Below are 17,253 nucleotides of genomic sequence, written 5' to 3'. Positions count from 1 at the left end.
GTTAAAATACCGACAAGAAATTTAAATCCCTTGATGAAAAAGAAACCAAAACAACTCATGAAAATATTTTTACTGATCATCACAGTGCTTTTTGTTTTTGAGGGAAATGCTCAAAGAAAGCTAAAACCAGAAAAACTTAAAGAAGATTTTGATATTCTCGTCACAGAGTTAAAATTAGAGCATCAAGGACTTTATCAATATACAGATCAAAATCAAACAAATGCAAAAATTGATAGCGTTCGAAATACTTTAAATACACCTCACACCAAATTAGAGTTTTACCAAAAGTTAAGATACCTCATCAGCCTAACAAATGAAGGACATACATCCATCATAATTCCTAAATGGTCGAGGATAAAATTGGGACTTTCAAAATCTTTTTTACCATTGACAGTAAAAGTTTTAGAAGGAAACCTGATTATAACCCAGAACTACGGAAAAGACATAGGTAAACTCAAAAAAGGTTCTAAAATCATTTCCGTTAATCATAAAAAAGTAAATCATATTCTTGATCGATTATATCCTTTGATTACGACAGACGGATTTAATGAAACTTCAAAAAAGGAATGGATTGGCGGAATAAATTTTTCCTTACTTTATAGATTGGTTTACGGCAAAGAGAAAGAGTTTGAACTTCAAGTTCAGGAGTTCGGGAGTGATAAAATACAGACGATTAAGATTCCTGCAGTTCGCTACGCAAAATTTAAAAGGAAAAACGCAAAGCTCAAATCAATAACTTTTGATTATGTTCAATTCAAATTCGAGCACATCCAGGATTCCATTGCTTATTTGAGCATTCCGAGTTTTAGCGATCATGATGACAAGTATGAAAAGTTCCTTCAATCGAATTTTAAAAAAATAGATTCCCTAAATATCAAGCATCTCATTATTGATATTCAAGCCAATGGTGGAGGAACAGAAGGAAACGGAAATTTACTTTTCAGTTACTTATCAGAAGAAGTGATTCAGAAATACAAGCAAGTCACAATGCTTCCTAAGCCTTATCACAAAAACAAGGAAGATGGTGGTTATATTGAAGATCAATGGCGCATTCAAGACAGAATTGCCAAAAGAGGAGATTTGACATTATACAGCGATTACTATTCAGATTTAGGCTATCGGAAACCTTTAAAAGACCTGATTTATAAAGAAAATTTATATGTTCTCACAAGTGGTCGAACATTCTCTGGCGGAGCAGAATTTGCCAGTATGGTAAAAATGACCAACAGAGGATTATTTATCGGAGAAGAAACCGGCGGAACTTATGAAGGAAACGTGAGTGGATATTCTGAATATTTAAAGTTGCCAAATTCAAAAATTAAGATTAAAATTCCTATTGTGCATTTTCAAATGAATGTTTCTCCAGAAATAAAAGGGCGAGGAGTTATGCCAGATCATGAAGTTCCACAAACTTGGGACGCTTATTTAAAAGGAAAAAACGCTAAAAAAGAATTTACTATTAAAAATATAATTGAGTAATCTCTATCGACAAAATGATGCTAATTTCAAGCAGATTAAAGCTTGAAAGTGAATCTCCACCATCAACTCTACCCAACATTTTCAATCACACTCAATAATTTTATAATCACCTTTTGGAGACTGAATGTCATAACTTAACATCAAAGTTTTGCCAGAAAAGCGTTGACAGAAATGTTCTAAAAGCAAACCAAGGCTTCTTTCATCTAACGGAATGGGAACATTTAATTCATTGTACGACCAATTCGTAACGCGTATGCTTTCTTTATTATTGAAGTCTTTCACAATCTGACAAGATTTGATAAAATCATCAGATTCTTCTAAAAATTCTGCTTCATCTTTAATGATATAAAGACTTTTTCCTTGTCCAGAATAGAGATGGAAAGAGAAATAATAAGGCCATTTTTCAATCTTATTCAGCAGCGGTAATGTGATCACGAGTAATGCTAAAACGGGTAATAAATATCCAGATTTTGATTTATTAGTGAATTTAAAAAAGTTGATATTTCCTTTATAAAAGCAGAAATAACAAAAATAAATCATCGCTATATTCATTGGAAAAATAATCCAATTAGAGTTTCTATACAACGGAGAAAGCCAAAGAATAATAACAAAGTGGGTTATAATAGCAGAGTAAAATGATAGCTTTCGTGTTGATTTAAATAGAAAACAAATGGCTATTAAAATTTCTACAATAGGGATCAAATATGCCACAAATTGATAACGACTGAGATTGATGTTTAAAAGATCAATCATCATAGGATGAAAAATCAAATCAAAAAAATGAGGATTCAATTTATGTACACCTCCCCAAAAATAAACACCTATCAATATAATAGCTACATAAATAGTCAGATTCTGCTTTTTTAATTTAGCATATAAAAAAGGGACAATCACCAAGCTATGCAAATAGACCCAGATTTGCCAACGCATTTGATCTTGCATCAATAGCAAAACAATTAGGCTTAATGTGAGTAATGCAAGAATTGGTTTTGGGTAAGAAATAAGTGTTATCAAACAGCCGAGAAGTAAACTAACCAATAAATAGCCGTTAAATACTTCAAAAGAAAGTAAGCTCTCAAAAACAGGAATCACTGGGAAATCGCGCCGCGTTGTCCAAAGTTTTAGTGACATGAGAATGCTGATGATCAACGAAAGATTATTGATCGCCAAAAGAAATTTGACTTGATAATTATTTTTCAAATTATACTTTTAGATGACTTAGAGTATCAATCTACAGAATTATAAAAATATAAAAAAAAAGATTTGAGTTTTCATAATGATTGAAAACTCAAATCTTTAATCCTATAAATTATAAATATTTGTAAAATCGGATTTTACAAACTAAAATGATCATGGCATAGGTGCTTTACAGATATTTGAAAGTTCTTCATTTATTTCAAAAACACGTCCTTTGATGTCTGTATAGCCAAACTTTACAAGTCTTTGACTATGCATTTGAAGGTATTTTTCTGCGTTTTCACGTGTATCGAACATATAAACACCACCAGCCATATCATCTTTTTGGCTCTCTGTCCAAAACTTCCAGATAAATCCTGGTTCATTTACAATACTTTCAGCAAGTTCTTTCATTTGATCTGCCATTTCTTTCTCCCAAACATCTTTATGAGGAAAATCTACGTACATGATGAATGCCATAATTATGATTTAAAATTAATGTTTAAATATACACCTTATATTTCATCTTAATCTAGATTTAAAAGCTATATAATTCTTAAAAAATAATCTCATTAAAGCTTTCAAGTGCTCATTAACATTGACATTTATTCACTAGAAAAATTCCACTCTTCATAAAATTGAGCAAGAAAATTCATCATAAAATCATGTCTTTCTTTTGCCATTTCAAAACCAGTTTTGGTATTCATTTGATCTTTTAAAAGTAGAAGTTTCTCGTAAAAATGATTGATTGTTGGCGCTGTAGATTTTTTATACTCAGTTTTAGTTTGTTGAGGTTGCGGCGGAATATCTGGATTATAAATTTCTCTGTTTTTATAACCGCCATAATTAAAAGTTCGTGCAATACCTATCGCTCCAATGGCATCAAGTCTGTCTGCATCTTGTAGTATTTCTAAAGCTTGTGAAGTGTATTTTTGTGATGAATTTTTAAAAGAAATGTGTTTGATAATTAAAGCAATTTCATCAATCAAAGCTTGATTAACATCTTGTTTTTGAAGAAATTCTCCTGCTATTTTGGGTCCTATTTCTTCATCGCCATCATGAAATTTAGCATCAGCGATATCGTGTAATAACGCACCGAGCTTGATTAACAATAAATCTGAATAATTTTCTTGTTTAGCGATATGTAAAGCCAAATGATAAACGCGTTTAATGTGATACCAATCGTGACCAGATTCAGCTTGAGACAGTTGTATTTTAACGAATTCTCGTGTTTCTTTTAATAAATCTTCTTCACTCATTCTTCTCTTTCGTAATGCATTTCTATATGAGGAATGTCATCTTCGAGATAGCCTTCGCCCACAGTTTGAAAACCGTGTTGTGCATAGAAATCTATTAAATATTGTTGTGCAGATATTTTAATTAGAGAAGAGGAATAATTTTCTTTGATAAAAGTCAGACAAGTCTGTATCAAATCATGTCCTAAATGTTTTTGACGATGTGTTTTTTTAACTAAAAAACGACCTATACTTGTACTATCAAAAGTAGTTCCGGCTGGTAATATTCTGGCGTAAGCCACCAATTCACCTTTTTTATAAAAACAGACATGTTGCGCCTCTTGATCTAAATTGTCAATATCTTGGTAAGGACAGTTTTGTTCAACAACAAATACTTCAGATCGCAAAGCTAAAATAGCATAAAGCTGAGCAGAACTTAAGTGGTTAAAATCTTTGATTTTTATCGTCATAATTAGTCTTGTACAATTAAATTTTTATCATCGTCTTTCTCAAATTCTGGTTGAATCGTCACATGATTAATCGCATAATCTTCATTCAATAATTTTTCTATTTTTTCCAAGATAACTTCAAATTCACTCAATTTTAAATCTTTATCAAAATCAATTTCAGCTTCTAAGTGTGTTTCTTCTTCATTGAGTTGCCATACATGCACATGATGCATTTTTTTGACGTGATCAAAATTATCAATACGTTCAACAATTTCCTTGATTTCAACAGCATTTGGCGTAAATAACATCAAGACGTTAAATGAATCTTTAAAAAGCTTGTATCCTACAATAATTAAATAAATCGCGATGGCAAATGTCAGCACGCTATCAACCCAATAAATTTGATAATATTTCATTAAAAATCCACCAATCAAAACGGCAACTGAAGCCATCATATCTGTAAATAGATGCTCAAAAGCTGAAGTGATATTCATATTTTGCTTTCTATCTTTTAGCAGTAAAATCACACTAAAACCATTACCTAAAATCGCCAAAATCGACATATAAATAACGAGCGTAGATTCGATGACTTGCGGATTGATAAATCTTTCGATAGAGTGATAAATCAGAATAAAAGCAACAACAATTAAGGTTGAAGCATTGATAAAAGCAGCGATAATTTCTGCACGTTTATAGCCAAAAGTATATTTTAATGTCGCTTTCTTTTTACTAAATTTTGAAGCAGAATAACTAATAATTAATGAAATCACATCAGTAAAATTATGCAGCGCATCTGAAAGCAATGATAAACTCCCGCTGATCAATCCACCAATAATTTGAGCCACAGTAATCCCGATGTTCAAAAATATGGTAAGCATCAGATTTTTAGTAATCCGCTGATGCGTATGATGGTGGTGATGTGACATAATAGTTAGTCTTTTATTGGCAAGCGATTTTGTCAACACGATTTTGGTGACGGCCGCCTTCAAAATCTGTTTCTAAAAAAACTTTGACAAAGTCAATGGCTTGATTTTCTGAAACAAATCTTGCCGGAATGCTCAACACATTGGCATTGTTATGTTGTCTCGCTAAGGCCACAATTTCCTTGTTCCAACATAAAGCTGATCTGATATCTTGATGTTTGTTTGCTGTCATATTTGCACCATTTCCGCTACCACAAATAATGATGCCGAAATCAGCTTTTTTGTTGCTTACATCTGAAGCAACAGGATGAACAAAATCAGGATAATCAACACTGTCATCACTATTTGTTCCGTGATTAATAACTTTTATCCCTTGCTTTTCGAGATATTTGACAACTTCATTCTTATAAGCTGTCCCTGCGTGATCATTACCAATTGCAATTGTCATGTTGTTTTGTTTTATGTTGTTAGACAAAAATACGAAGTTATATTTATAATCAACCACGAATCATAATATCTATAAAGATGAACAAATAAACAGTTTAAATAATTGATTATCAAATTATTAAATAATATAAAAATAAGCTGTGAATAACTCAATAACGAAGATTGATTTTCAAGCAGTTAACTTTCAACAAGACTGTGAATAACTTTAAAGTAAAAAACAATAAGATTCTTTTGATAAATGAAATAGAATTCTATCAGCAATTTTTTTCTTCAAAAGCAAATGATAACTCATGTATTTAGTAAAAAGTTTTCAGCAGTTATTGACAGTTTATCAACAGCTTTCAAGCTGAAATTTTCTAACAAAAACATCTAAAATCAAAAAGCCTATTTGTTGATAAATTCATCTAAAGCATTCAAAATCAACAAGAAGATATTAACATTTTATTAATAAATGTCATCCTATAAATGAAGAATTGAAAAAACAAAATAAATAGCAAATGAATTATAAGGATTTCAACACGCAATAATCATCACTATTTAGTTTTTTAAAAATTTAAAGAAGAAAAATAATTATATATAAGTTGTTGATAAGTGTAAAGAAAAGTAAAAGAAGTCTGATCTCTAGAAATTTCTTAAAATCAAATTTGAAAAGAAAATTACTCGATGATATCTAAATTTGACTTAGATTTGTACCGTTCTATAATCTCCTTAGCTTCTAAAACATCTTCTGGATGCACTTTAAGGAAAATACCACCCATTGCGTTTGAGTAAAAAGGCAAGACGCCTAAAACTGTTTCGTTTTGAAAATAAAATCGAATGGATTCTTGCTCTAACAAATGTTGCAGAATGCTGTATTCATGCGCATAAGTGAACGTCGCAATTTTAATGTAATTTAGCATGCCTAAAAATAATACTTTTTAAGCAATTAATAATTTGCTTTATATATCTTATAAGAAGTCAGTTCTTCAGCAGATTTAATCATATTATCACTTCCAACTGGCGCATTCAACATGAAGTTAATGTACAAGAAAACCACCACAAAACCAATGATTGTGATGATGATGAGAAACAATATGATTGATTTTGACTTGAACATAGAAGTTGATTACTTAGGCAAGATAATAAAAACTTAACAAATATTTATGTTAAAAATAAATATAATTTCGCTTGTAATTGAATCTTTGTTTTAACAATATTTAACAAGACTTACAAGTTTTACATAAATTTAATTTTAATAATTACCGATGAATGATTTAAATAGTACATTTATCCAAGATTTTAATATGACACATGAGTAAAAACAAAAAGAGTAAAACAAAAAAAAATAAAGGCAAAAGACGCCAACCCAACATAAATTTTAAGAAAAGAGTCTTAGAAGTTTTTCAAAAGAATAAAGATAAAACATACACTTTTAAGCAAATTGCCGAAATTTTAGAGTTGAAAGACACGAAGACCAGAAATCGTTTGATCAGATTATTAGGACAAATGACTGCTAAAAATGAGTTGATTCAAAAGGACGAACATCATTTCAAATTCAACACCGCTGATTCAATTTTTACTGGTAAAGTTGATATGACCACACGTGGCGATGCTTATGTTGTCGTTGATGAACTTGATGATGACATTTTTGTTGAAAATAAGAATCTTAATCACGCTTTAGATGGCGATCAAGTTGAGGTTTTCGTGTTTAAAAAGCGTGAAAAGAAATCCGAAGGAGAAGTCACTTCCATCATTGAACGTTTTAAAGATGAATACATTGGAGTGCTTCAAAAACAAGAAAAATTTGGATTTGTCGTTGTCCAGAATCCTAAAATGTACACAGACATCTTTGTCTCAAAAGATGATTTTAATGGGGCAGACGATGGTTTAATGGTTAAAGTTCGATTGACGAAATGGTCTAAAAATTCTGATTCGCCTAATGGTGAAATCGTTGAAGTTTTAGGTGTTCCCGGCGAACATGATACAGAAATGCACGCTATTTTAGCGGAATATAATTTGCCAGAACAATTTTCTGCTGAAGTTGAAGAATACGCAAACCAAATCGATACAAAAATTTCAGAAAAAGAAATTAAAAAACGTCGCGATATGCGTGATGTTTTGACTTTTACAATCGATCCAGCCTCGGCTAAAGATTTTGATGATGCTTTGAGTTTTCAAAAATTAGAAAACGGAAATTTTGAAGTTGGTGTTCACATCGCTGATGTTTCACACTATTTACAACCTGATACTATTTTAGATGAAGAAGCTTACAACCGCGCAACATCTATTTATTTAGTTGATCGTGTTGTTCCTATGCTACCAGAAATTCTATCTAATAATGCGTGTTCACTTCGTCCAAACGAAGAAAAATATACTTTTTCAGCTGTTCTCGAACTTGATAAAAATGCGAAAATTGTCAATCAATGGTTTGGTAGAACTGTGACAGAGTCTAACGCAAGGTTTGCTTATGAAGAAGCGCAACATTTAATCACGACCAAAGACAAAACAATCCCTGCTGATGTTTCTTTAACTAAAAAAGCTTATCCTGTTTCAGACGACATACTTGAAGCAACTCTGGAACTTGACAGGCTTGCTAAAATTATGCGAAATGAACGCATGCAAAAAGGCGCTTTGTCCTTTGATAAAGTTGAAGTCAATTTTAACCTTGATGAAGACAACAACCCTCTAGGCGTTTATTTTAAAACTTCTGAAGATGCCAATAAATTGATTGAAGAATTTATGCTTTTGGCTAACAGAAAAGTTGCTGAATTTATTGGTAAACAAAAACCTGAAAAGACTTTTGTTTATCGTTGTCATGATGAACCTAACGAAGAAAAATTGGAAACTTTAAACACAGTCGTTTCTAAATTTGGTTACTCATTAAATTTTAAAAATCAGAAGCAAGTTTCTAAATCTTTAAACAAGCTTCTTGAAGATGTTAAAGGTAAAAAGGAACAAAACCTTGTTGATACCTTAACCATCAGAACCATGAGTAAGGCTTATTATTCAACAGAAAATATAGGTCATTACGGTTTATCATTTGATTATTATTCGCACTTTACCTCGCCTATTCGTCGTTATCCAGATGTGATGACGCATAGATTATTACAGCATTATCTCGATGGTCAAAAAACTGCCAGCGCAACTGATTATGAAGTGAAATGTAAACATTCTAGCCAAATGGAGAATTTAGCAACCAGCGCAGAACGCGATTCGATTAAATATATGCAAGTGAAATTTATTCAAAACCATGAAGACTCCGAATTTTTAGGAGTGATTAGCGGTGTGACTGATTTTGGTATTTTTGTTGAAATCGTTGAAAATAAATGTGAAGGAATGGTAAGATTACGAGACATTCCTGGCGATCATTATAACTTTAATGAAGAACATTACGCTGTGATTGGTAAGCGCACAAAAACAATGTATCAACTTGGTGATGAAGTTTATGTCCGTGTCAAAAAAGCAGACTTAATCAAAAGAAATATTGATTTTGAACTTTTAGGTGCTGCTGATGAAATTCAGATAGACTAATTTATTTTTAATTTTTCAATGCTCAAAATTGCTTTTCATCCAAGCTATCAACATCCGCTGAAAGAAAATCATAGGTTTCCAATGGAAAAATATGATTTGATTTCGAAACAACTTTTGCTTGAAGGAATTTGTGAACAAGAGAATTTTTTTGAACCTGACATCAAAGATTCTACTGAAAAATATATTCGAATGGCACATACAGATGCTTATATCAATGCCATGTATGCTGTAGAACTCGACAGAAAAGCTGTTCGAAAAATAGGCTTTCCATTATCTGAAGCTTTAGTCAAACGCGAACGATTAATCACCAACGGAACTGTTCAGGCTACAAAATATGCACTGCAAATTGGCGTTGGCATGAACATCGCCGGCGGAACGCATCACGCATTTACGGGTCACGGTGAAGGTTTTTGCATGATTAATGACCAAGCCACAGCTGCTTATTATTTGCTGGAAGAAACTGATATTGAACAAATTCTGATTGTTGATCTCGATGTACATCAAGGCAACGGAACAGCTGAAATCTTTCAGAATGATCCACGGGTTTTTACTTTTTCAATGCACGGAAAAAGTAATTATCCTTTTAAAAAAGAAGAATCTGATCTTGATATTCCGCTTGAAAATGATTGTGATGATGCAACCTATTTATCTATTCTTAAAGAAACTTTACCACGCTTGATAGAAGATGTTAAACCAGATTTTATTTTTTATCTCTCAGGTGTTGATATTTTAAAAACAGATAAACTCGGTAAATTAGGCTGTACAATCTATGGTTGTAAGGCACGTGATGAATTTGTTTTAAATTTAATTAAAACACATCAATTGCCTGTTGAAATCAGTATGGGAGGCGGTTATTCTAAAGATATCAAAGACATCATCAATGCACACACCAATACTTACAGATTAGTTCAAGATATTTTCTTTTGATATTAAATTTAAGAATCGTGTTTCCAGCTATAACCTTTAAGCATTAATGCAGTTCTTAAGACATCTTTCTGACTGACGATGCCTAAAATTTTACCGTTTTCAACAACCGGAAAACGTCTGTGTTTAGAAGTGATAAATTTCTGTGCGGCATCAAATAAGTTTGTGTCTGGCGAAATTGTATCAATGCCTTTCGTCATATAATCCTCAATCATAGTGAGTTCCATTGGCATATTATAATAACGACTATCAGAAATTTGCTTGATACAATCTCCTTCAGAAATTACGCCGATGAGATTATCATTTTCATCAACAACAGGTCCTCCCGAAATTCTGTAGCGCATAATAGTTTCTACCACTTCAATGATGCTTTGCCCTTTTCTGAACAAAATAATATTCGGTGACATACAATCTCTGACTTTTATTTCTTCAGCTTTTTCATTAACATCACCAACATGATTTCCTTTAAAATTTTTAATAGCCATGATTTATATTTTTAATTATTAAATATAATTTTATTAAAATATGAAATTTATTCATAATAAAATAACATTTTGATATAATTATAGATTCACTTTATTTTTAGAAAAGCTTAAGTCTTTTAATTACAATGAAAGTCTAACTTTGTAGTCGAATTAGGATAAATGATTTATGGCTAAGCGAAAAAAAGACAACGATCTTCCAAAGGTCAAATTGACAAGTTCAAATCTTAAACGCTCTCTTCGACTTTTCAATTATATTGGACCGCATAAATGGAAACTCATTATTGGTGTTATTTTTTTAGCCTTAACAGGTGTAACAGCTTTATTGTTTCCTAAACTGATGGGAGATTTAATTGAAACTGCTGATTTCTCTTCTGAAGAAATTAATAAAATGGGACTTTTACTTTTGGTCTTATTTACCGCACAAGCTATTTTTTCATTTTTTAGAGTTGTTCTCTTTGTTAATGTCACTGAAAACATGCTTTCAGCCATTCGTCAAGACACTTATAATAACTTGATTAAAATGCCAATGCAGTTTTTTTCTAATCGTCAAGTGAATGAACTCAATTCGCGAGTCGCTGCAGATATTTCTCAAATTCAAGATACATTTACCACAGGTTTAGCTGAATTTTTACGTCAGACAATTATTGTGATCGGTGGGATTGCAGCTTTGTTTTTTACCTCAGTTAAGCTTTCATTGTTAATGATTGCAACCATTCCTGTTTTTGCAATTGTTGCTGTTTTCTTTGGTCGATTTATCAAAAAGTTATCAAAGCAAGCGCAAGATAAAGTCGCTGACTCTAACACAATTGTTGGCGAAACTTTACAAGGTATTGCGAATGTCAAAGCTTTTACAAACGAACTTTTTGAGATTTTACGTTATGAAAAAGCGGTTAATTCTATTAAAAAAATTGCGATTAAAGGTGGTTTGGCCAGAGGCGCTTTTTCATCATTTATCATCTTTTGTATTTTTGGTGCCATCGTTTTATTGGTCTGGTACGCCGTTAAACTTCAGAATGTCGGTGAGTTAACGCAATCAGAGCTGATTACATTTATTTTATATACAATTTTTGTGGGTGCTTCAATTGGTGGTTTACCAATTCAATATGCGCAAATACAAAAAGCGATTGGTGCTACTGAACGTGTTTTTGATTTAATTGATGAGCATCCTGAAGAGATAGAAGAAAAAGAAATTCAACAAAAATTATCAGGTGAATTAGCCTTTAAAGATGTGAATTTCTCTTATCCATCAAGACCAGATTTTCAGGTTTTAAAATCAATTAATTTTGAAGCTAAAAAAGGAGAAACAGTTGCTATTGCTGGTCCAAGTGGTTCAGGAAAATCAACCATGGCAGCTTTGGTTCTAAATTTTTATCAACCTGATACGGGTCAAGTTTTATTTGACCAAAAAGCATCAGACAATTTTGATCTATTCGAACTCAGGTCTCAAATGGCAGTTGTACCACAAGATGTCTTTTTATTTGGCGGAAGTATTTTAGAAAATATCGCTTATGGACGACCAGATGCCACAAAAGAAGAAATTGTTGATGCTGCCAAAAAAGCAAATGCACATAACTTTATCATGTCTTTCCCTGACGATTATGGAACTTTAGTTGGCGAGCGTGGCGTGCAATTATCTGGCGGTCAGCGTCAGCGTGTCGCGATTGCAAGAGCTGTGCTTAAAAATCCTAAAATTTTGATTCTTGATGAAGCCACAAGTTCATTAGACTCAGAGTCAGAAAAACTGGTTCAAGATGCGCTTGATGAATTGATGAAAAATAGAACGTCAATTGTGATTGCGCACCGTTTATCAACCATCAAAAATGCAGACCAGATTATTGTCGTCGATCAAGGAAAAATCATTGAAAAAGGAACTCATCAAGATTTACTCACCAAAGATAATGGCCTTTACAGAAAGTTAAATCAACTTCAGATCGAGCGTTGATTTTTGATTTAAACAATACAAATACTTAACTGACTAAAATCAGTATTTAAAGTTTGATTAACTAATGCATAATTTCTCAGAAGCAATTTTCATATCTTTGCATTAGAATTTAGATCAATGGCAAAAATTAGAATTACAAAACAATTCACTTTTGAAACTGCGCATGCACTTTATGGTTATGATGGCAAGTGTCAAAACATTCACGGACATAGTTATAAACTCGATGTTTGCGTGATTGGCGAACCAATTACTGATACTTCAAACGTTAAATGCGGAATGGTGATCGATTTTGGCGATCTCAAAAAAATTGTCAAAAAAGAAGTTGTTGATGTTCTTGACCATGCCATTATGCTGAATAAAAACACACCACATATTGAGCTTGCTCATGATTTGAAAAAAGCAAATCATAATGTTGTCTTGGTTGATTATCAGCCAACAAGTGAAAATATGGTGATAGATTTTGCTGAAAAAATAAAATCTCAACTTGACAGAAGTTTAAAGCTTCACAGTTTGAAATTACGCGAAACAGGAACTGCTTTTGCTGAATGGTTTGCAGCTGATAACGCTTAATTTTTTCTTTTTTTTAAAATTTCGTATTTTCATAGGCAAAACAAAGGCTTTATGAAAATTACATTTTACGGACACGCAAGTTTGGGTTTGCAAATGCAAGATATTCACATTCTTGTCGATCCATTTATTACAGGAAACGAAAAAGCATCTCACATTAATATTGATGAGCTGAAAGCAGATTATATTTTGCTAACACACGCACATCAAGATCATATTCTGGATGTTGAAGCCATTGCAAAACGCACAAATGCAGTGATTGTTTCTAATTTTGAAATTGCTAATTATTACGAAGAAAAAGGATTTGAAGTTCACCCGATGAATCATGGTGGCTCTTGGAATTTTGACTTTGGTAAAGTGAAATATGTCAACGCCATTCACACGTCATCTTTTCCTGATGGAAGTTATGGCGGTCAACCCGGCGGTTTTGTGATAGAAGGCGAACACAAAAATATCTACATTGCAGGCGATACTGCTTTAACCATGGATATGAAATTGATTCCGCTTCACACAAAGCTTGATTTAGCCATTTTACCTATTGGCGATAACTTTACAATGAATGTTGATGATGCCATTATTGCAAGTGATTTTGTGAATTGTGATAAAATTCTTGGTTATCACTATGACACTTTTGGATATATAGAAATTGACCACGATGAAGCAAAGCGTAAATTCTATGAAAAGGATAAAGATTTAATGCTTCTTGATATCGGTGAAACTTTAGATTTTTAAGTTTCATTATAATTGAAATTCAATTAAAAAACGCTCTTAAATTTAAGAGCGTTTTTTGTTACTTTTTTATTCTAATATTTTCTGATATGCTTTTTGATCGTTTAAAACTTCTTTGGCTTTAGAAATGCTTTTCCCATTATTGATGAGATAATCAAATACACCTTCATTATAAACATAACGTTTAATAATTTCTTTGGTTAAGCTCAATTCCAATTGAGGTTGAGATTGATCGAATAAAGTTTCTTCAGCTTTATTGATTTGATTTTTTAAAGCTTCAAAATCCTTATTGACCTTTTGATAAATATTTTCCTTTTCAGCAATATCTTTAAGTTTTTGCAGTTCTTTTTCAGTTTCAGATTCAAATGAAAAATCATTCTTGTCAACAAAAGATTTAAAGTTATCAAAAAGTTTATCGTTATTCATCTCTGAAATATCTAGCTCATCGTTTTTTGAAAAATACTGATTTGCAAACCCAAAAATTAAATTATTCTTTTCCAATTCTTCAGTCAAAGCGTTTGTTGATTCGTTTTCAATCAAAATATCTGGTAAAATTCCACCTCCGCTAAAAACCTCTCTTCCATTTCTGGTTTTGAATTTCTGATAGGAATCTTCGCTCTTTCTTACAGCAACGCCGTCTACATAGTCGAGTGCCTGAATGCTTCTTCCGCTTGGTGTATAGTAGCGTGAAATCGTGATTTTAGCTTGGGTTCCGTAATTTAATTTCTTTGGCCTTTGTACAAGACCTTTTCCAAAACTTCTGCCGCCTATCACAACCGCTCGGTCTAAATCTTGTAAGCTTCCTGAAACAATTTCGCTTGCCGAAGCACTTTTATGGTTGATGAGAACAACTAGTGGAATTTCGGTGTCTAAAGCTTTATTTTGTGTGACATAAGTTTTATTATACTTTTCGATCACAGATTTTGTAGTCACGATAGTTGTGCCTTTATCAACAAAAATATTTGTGATATTAATCGCCTCAGACAATAAACCGCCTGGATTGTTTCTTAAATCTAAAATAATCTGCGTTGCGCCTTCTCTTTTAAGTTCTTTAAAAGCTTTAATAACTTCTGCTGAAGCTGTTTTTGTAAACTGATCTAAGACGATATAGCCTGACTTATCTTCTAAAAGTTGATGAAATATAACTGCATTTTTTTCATGTTTTTCTCTTTCTAAAACAGTCGATTGCTTTTGTCCGTTTCTTGTAAAAGTAATTTCAACTTCTGAACCCGTTTCACCTTGTAAAAGCTGGCCTGCATCTTCGCTGTATTCTGAAATATTGATATCATCTATCTTAATAATTTCGTCACCTATTTTCAAATTTGCTTTATCTGCAGGAGAATTTTTTTCTAAACTTTTGATTAAAATTTTATCAGCATAGCTTTCTATATGCGCGCCAATACCAGCATAATCACCTTGATTGCGAATTCGGCCTTCAATCACTTGTTGCTCATTCCAGTAAACGGTATAAGGATCTAAATCTGCTAACATTGCTGTAATCGCAGTGTTCATAAGCTCTGACGGACTCACTTCGTCCACATAATTCATGTTGATTTCCTTATACAAATTTGTGAAAATCTCTATTTGTTTTGCGATTTCAAAAAAGTCATTTTTAACTGATTTAAAAGCCAAACTCCCTATAACGACAAGTGTTAAACTACTTAATATGATTTTCTTTTTCATCTGCTTTTTCTTTTAATTTCGTCAAACATTTTAAAACACAAGCTTCTATTTCTTGAAAAGATAATGGTTTTTTACCTATCAAAACAAACATCATATTTTGAGGTGGAAGTTTTTCGATATGATGTTTTTGCAAGCGATAAGCTTCCCGTAATTGACGTTTAATCTTGTTGCGATTTACCGCTAAACGAATCAATCTTTTAGGAACAACAAAACCAACTTTATGTGATTCTTCTTCATTTTTATGAAACATTAAACGAATCGGATAGCCTTTGACAGAATGTTTTTTAAGAAACAATTCATCAATCGCTTTTTTAGATTTAAGATGTTCTGATTTTGGAAAACCTTGTGTGGACATAGTTATTTATCTCTGACAAAGATGCTAAGAAAATTTTAAGTTGTTGTTGAACGACTTTAAAAAATTAAAGCCCGATCAATTGACCGAGCTTTATCAAATATTTTAAATATTGTAATTATTTTAAAGTTTCAATCCCTGGTAAAGACTTGCCTTCAAGCATTTCAAGCATTGCGCCTCCACCAGTGGATACGTAACTCATTTTATCTGCTAAGTCAAATTTCTTGGCAGCAGCAACGCTATCTCCACCTCCGACAAGAGAAAAAGAACCGTTTTTAGTGGCTTCACCAATCGCTTGACCGATTGAAATTGTTCCTTCTTTAAAGTTATCCATTTCAAAAACACCTAACGGACCATTCCATAAAATGATTTTTGATTCTTTAATAACTTCGGCAAAAAGTCTATTGGTTTCTGGACCAACATCTAATCCCATTCTGTCTTCTGAAATTTCATTACTTTTTTCGACTTGTGTTTCAGCGTCATTGTTAAAATCTGTTGTTGAAATCACATCAACTGGTAAATGTAATTTTACATTTTCAGCTTTAGCTTTATCGATAATTTTTAAGGCTAAATCTAATTTATCATCCTCAACTAAAGATTTTCCAATCTTTCCACCTTGTGCCTTGATGAAAGTAAAACTCATTCCACCACCAATAATTAAATGATCAATTTTTGGTAGAATGTTTTCTATCACAGTTATTTTCGATGAAACCTTTGCACCACCAATAATGGCTGTGACAGGTTTTTCATTAGAATGAAGAACTTTATCTAAACTATCTATTTCTTTTTGTAAAAGTTTTCCAACAATTTTGTCTTCTAAAAATTGTGCGATGACAGTCGTTGAAGCATGCGCTCTATGAGCTGTCCCAAATGCATCGTTGATATAAACATCAGCAAGTTTAGCTAATCTTTGAGCAAATTCTTTATCTCCAGCTTTTTCTTCATCATGAAAACGTAGATTTTCGAGCATCAATACTTCACCACTTTTAAGTTCCGCAGCAGCTTGTTCTACTTGATCTCCAATACAATTTTTTACAAATTTGACTTTGACACCAATCACATCAGAAACTGTGTTAACGATGTTTTCAAGAGAAAATTTATCTTCAACACCTTTTGGTCTTCCTAAATGCGACATTAAAATTGCTGATCCACCATCTTCTAAAACTTTGATAATTGTTGGTTTTGCAGCTTCGATTCTACTTATATCTGTTACCTCTAAGTCTTTATTTAATGGAACATTAAAATCAACGCGAATAATCGCTTTTTTACCATCAAAATTATAGTCTTCTGTTGTTTTCATATGCAAATTGTATTCTTTTCTCAAAAATAATTATTTAATTCATTTTGCACGC

At 32.2% G+C, this 17,253-nt stretch carries 18 protein-coding genes; 6 read left to right on the top strand and 12 right to left on the bottom strand.

The genetic code is table 11. The features are described from left to right. Nucleotides 1–33 precede the first annotated feature (33 nt). Nucleotides 34–1,479, top strand: coding sequence for a S41 family peptidase (locus tag CAP47_RS01270; protein ID WP_192869882.1), 1,446 nt, complete (start codon nucleotides 34–36; stop codon nucleotides 1,477–1,479). An 81-nt stretch (nucleotides 1,480–1,560) separates the two neighbouring features. Here the strand turns inward: CAP47_RS01270 and CAP47_RS01265 are convergent, their stop codons facing one another. The 8 genes from CAP47_RS01265 to CAP47_RS12330 form a co-directional block, all read right to left on the bottom strand. After that, on the bottom strand, nucleotides 1,561–2,679 hold the full coding sequence (locus tag CAP47_RS01265; RefSeq protein ID WP_153043467.1) for a MauE/DoxX family redox-associated membrane protein: 1,119 nt from the start codon (nucleotides 2,677–2,679) through the stop codon (nucleotides 1,561–1,563). A gap of 150 nt (nucleotides 2,680–2,829) precedes the next feature. After that, nucleotides 2,830–3,135 (bottom strand): monooxygenase, encoded by a 306-nt coding sequence (locus tag CAP47_RS01260; protein ID WP_100775046.1) that lies wholly within the window; start codon nucleotides 3,133–3,135, stop codon nucleotides 2,830–2,832. A gap of 125 nt (nucleotides 3,136–3,260) precedes the next feature. Continuing rightward, complete coding sequence (locus tag CAP47_RS01255; protein ID WP_100775045.1) at nucleotides 3,261–3,914, bottom strand: HD domain-containing protein; 654 nt, start codon at nucleotides 3,912–3,914, stop codon at nucleotides 3,261–3,263. Then, nucleotides 3,911–4,360 carry a GNAT family N-acetyltransferase gene (locus CAP47_RS01250; protein ID WP_100775044.1) on the bottom strand — a complete coding sequence of 150 codons (450 nt, stop codon included), beginning with the start codon at nucleotides 4,358–4,360 and terminating at the stop codon, nucleotides 3,911–3,913. The genes CAP47_RS01255 and CAP47_RS01250 overlap by 4 nt, the downstream gene beginning before the upstream one ends. A 2-nt stretch (nucleotides 4,361–4,362) precedes the next feature. Next, on the bottom strand, nucleotides 4,363–5,265 hold the full coding sequence (locus CAP47_RS01245) for a cation diffusion facilitator family transporter (RefSeq protein ID WP_100775143.1): 903 nt from the start codon (nucleotides 5,263–5,265) through the stop codon (nucleotides 4,363–4,365). Nucleotides 5,266–5,278: 13 nt separating this feature from the next. Next, on the bottom strand, nucleotides 5,279–5,710 hold the full coding sequence (gene rpiB, locus CAP47_RS01240) for a ribose 5-phosphate isomerase B (protein ID WP_100775043.1): 432 nt from the start codon (nucleotides 5,708–5,710) through the stop codon (nucleotides 5,279–5,281). Between the two features lie 655 nt (nucleotides 5,711–6,365). Further along, nucleotides 6,366–6,608 (bottom strand): DUF2007 domain-containing protein, encoded by a 243-nt coding sequence (locus CAP47_RS01235; protein ID WP_093244241.1) that lies wholly within the window; start codon nucleotides 6,606–6,608, stop codon nucleotides 6,366–6,368. A gap of 26 nt (nucleotides 6,609–6,634) precedes the next feature. Beyond that, nucleotides 6,635–6,805, bottom strand: coding sequence for a hypothetical protein (locus CAP47_RS12330; RefSeq protein WP_159429409.1), 171 nt, complete (start codon nucleotides 6,803–6,805; stop codon nucleotides 6,635–6,637). Nucleotides 6,806–6,999: 194 nt separating this feature from the next. Here CAP47_RS12330 and rnr point away from each other — a divergent pair, with 194 nt between their 5' ends. Further along, a complete protein-coding gene (rnr, locus tag CAP47_RS01230; RefSeq protein ID WP_100775042.1) occupies nucleotides 7,000–9,219 on the top strand; it encodes a ribonuclease R in 2,220 nt (739 codons plus the stop codon). A gap of 18 nt (nucleotides 9,220–9,237) precedes the next feature. Next, nucleotides 9,238–10,146 (top strand): histone deacetylase, encoded by a 909-nt coding sequence (locus tag CAP47_RS01225; RefSeq protein ID WP_100775041.1) that lies wholly within the window; start codon nucleotides 9,238–9,240, stop codon nucleotides 10,144–10,146. An 8-nt stretch (nucleotides 10,147–10,154) separates the two neighbouring features. Here CAP47_RS01225 and CAP47_RS01220 read toward each other — a convergent pair whose 3' ends face one another. Next, on the bottom strand, nucleotides 10,155–10,628 hold the full coding sequence (locus CAP47_RS01220) for a CBS domain-containing protein (protein ID WP_100775040.1): 474 nt from the start codon (nucleotides 10,626–10,628) through the stop codon (nucleotides 10,155–10,157). Nucleotides 10,629–10,794: 166 nt separating this feature from the next. On the opposite strand from CAP47_RS01220, the gene CAP47_RS01215 reads away from it, so the two are divergent. The 3 genes from CAP47_RS01215 to CAP47_RS01205 all read left to right on the top strand — a co-directional run bounded on the left by CAP47_RS01215 (nucleotide 10,795) and on the right by CAP47_RS01205 (nucleotide 13,869). Beyond that, nucleotides 10,795–12,570 (top strand): ABC transporter ATP-binding protein, encoded by a 1,776-nt coding sequence (locus CAP47_RS01215; RefSeq protein WP_100775039.1) that lies wholly within the window; start codon nucleotides 10,795–10,797, stop codon nucleotides 12,568–12,570. Between the two features lie 117 nt (nucleotides 12,571–12,687). After that, nucleotides 12,688–13,140 (top strand): 6-pyruvoyl trahydropterin synthase family protein, encoded by a 453-nt coding sequence (locus tag CAP47_RS01210; protein WP_100775038.1) that lies wholly within the window; start codon nucleotides 12,688–12,690, stop codon nucleotides 13,138–13,140. 51 nt (nucleotides 13,141–13,191) lie between these two features. Further along, a complete protein-coding gene (locus tag CAP47_RS01205) occupies nucleotides 13,192–13,869 on the top strand; it encodes a metal-dependent hydrolase (protein WP_100775037.1) in 678 nt (225 codons plus the stop codon). A gap of 66 nt (nucleotides 13,870–13,935) precedes the next feature. Here the strand turns inward: CAP47_RS01205 and CAP47_RS01200 are convergent, their stop codons facing one another. From CAP47_RS01200 to CAP47_RS01190, 3 genes are all read right to left on the bottom strand, one after another. Then, the gene (locus tag CAP47_RS01200) at nucleotides 13,936–15,549 is read right to left on the bottom strand and encodes a S41 family peptidase (protein ID WP_100775036.1); all 1,614 of its coding nucleotides are present in this window, start codon (nucleotides 15,547–15,549) and stop codon (nucleotides 13,936–13,938) included. Next, entirely contained in the window at nucleotides 15,524–15,904 is a 381-nt protein-coding gene (gene rnpA / locus CAP47_RS01195; protein ID WP_100775035.1) for a ribonuclease P protein component, read from the bottom strand. The genes CAP47_RS01200 and rnpA overlap by 26 nt, the downstream gene beginning before the upstream one ends. Nucleotides 15,905–16,019: 115 nt before the next feature. Further along, nucleotides 16,020–17,201: a phosphoglycerate kinase gene (locus CAP47_RS01190; protein ID WP_100775034.1), complete on the bottom strand. Its 1,182-nt coding sequence runs from the start codon at nucleotides 17,199–17,201 to the stop codon at nucleotides 16,020–16,022. Nucleotides 17,202–17,253: the final 52 nt, after the last annotated feature.

Origin of the sequence: Psychroflexus sp. S27 (genome assembly GCF_002810405.1) — a bacterium.
GTDB classification, from domain to species: Bacteria; Bacteroidota; Bacteroidia; order Flavobacteriales; family Flavobacteriaceae; genus Psychroflexus; species Psychroflexus halocasei_A.
This window is presented reverse-complemented; position numbering and strand designations above follow the sequence as displayed.

Coding starts and splice junctions, on each gene's coding strand:
- CAP47_RS01215 (WP_100775039.1), top strand. CDS start 10,795: ATGGCTAAGCGAAAAAAAGACAACGATCTTCCAAAGGTCAAATTGACA.
- CAP47_RS01220 (WP_100775040.1), bottom strand. CDS start 10,628: ATGGCTATTAAAAATTTTAAAGGAAATCATGTTGGTGATGTTAATGAA.
- CAP47_RS01190 (WP_100775034.1), bottom strand. CDS start 17,201: ATGAAAACAACAGAAGACTATAATTTTGATGGTAAAAAAGCGATTATT.
- CAP47_RS01270 (WP_192869882.1), top strand. CDS start 34: ATGAAAAAGAAACCAAAACAACTCATGAAAATATTTTTACTGATCATC.
- CAP47_RS01225 (WP_100775041.1), top strand. CDS start 9,238: ATGCTCAAAATTGCTTTTCATCCAAGCTATCAACATCCGCTGAAAGAA.
- rpiB (WP_100775043.1), bottom strand. CDS start 5,710: ATGACAATTGCAATTGGTAATGATCACGCAGGGACAGCTTATAAGAAT.
- CAP47_RS12330 (WP_159429409.1), bottom strand. CDS start 6,805: ATGTTCAAGTCAAAATCAATCATATTGTTTCTCATCATCATCACAATC.
- CAP47_RS01250 (WP_100775044.1), bottom strand. CDS start 4,360: ATGACGATAAAAATCAAAGATTTTAACCACTTAAGTTCTGCTCAGCTT.
- CAP47_RS01255 (WP_100775045.1), bottom strand. CDS start 3,914: ATGAGTGAAGAAGATTTATTAAAAGAAACACGAGAATTCGTTAAAATA.
- CAP47_RS01260 (WP_100775046.1), bottom strand. CDS start 3,135: ATGGCATTCATCATGTACGTAGATTTTCCTCATAAAGATGTTTGGGAG.
- CAP47_RS01235 (WP_093244241.1), bottom strand. CDS start 6,608: ATGCTAAATTACATTAAAATTGCGACGTTCACTTATGCGCATGAATAC.
- rnpA (WP_100775035.1), bottom strand. CDS start 15,904: ATGTCCACACAAGGTTTTCCAAAATCAGAACATCTTAAATCTAAAAAA.
- CAP47_RS01205 (WP_100775037.1), top strand. CDS start 13,192: ATGAAAATTACATTTTACGGACACGCAAGTTTGGGTTTGCAAATGCAA.
- CAP47_RS01245 (WP_100775143.1), bottom strand. CDS start 5,265: ATGTCACATCACCACCATCATACGCATCAGCGGATTACTAAAAATCTG.
- CAP47_RS01210 (WP_100775038.1), top strand. CDS start 12,688: ATGGCAAAAATTAGAATTACAAAACAATTCACTTTTGAAACTGCGCAT.
- CAP47_RS01200 (WP_100775036.1), bottom strand. CDS start 15,549: ATGAAAAAGAAAATCATATTAAGTAGTTTAACACTTGTCGTTATAGGG.
- rnr (WP_100775042.1), top strand. CDS start 7,000: ATGAGTAAAAACAAAAAGAGTAAAACAAAAAAAAATAAAGGCAAAAGA.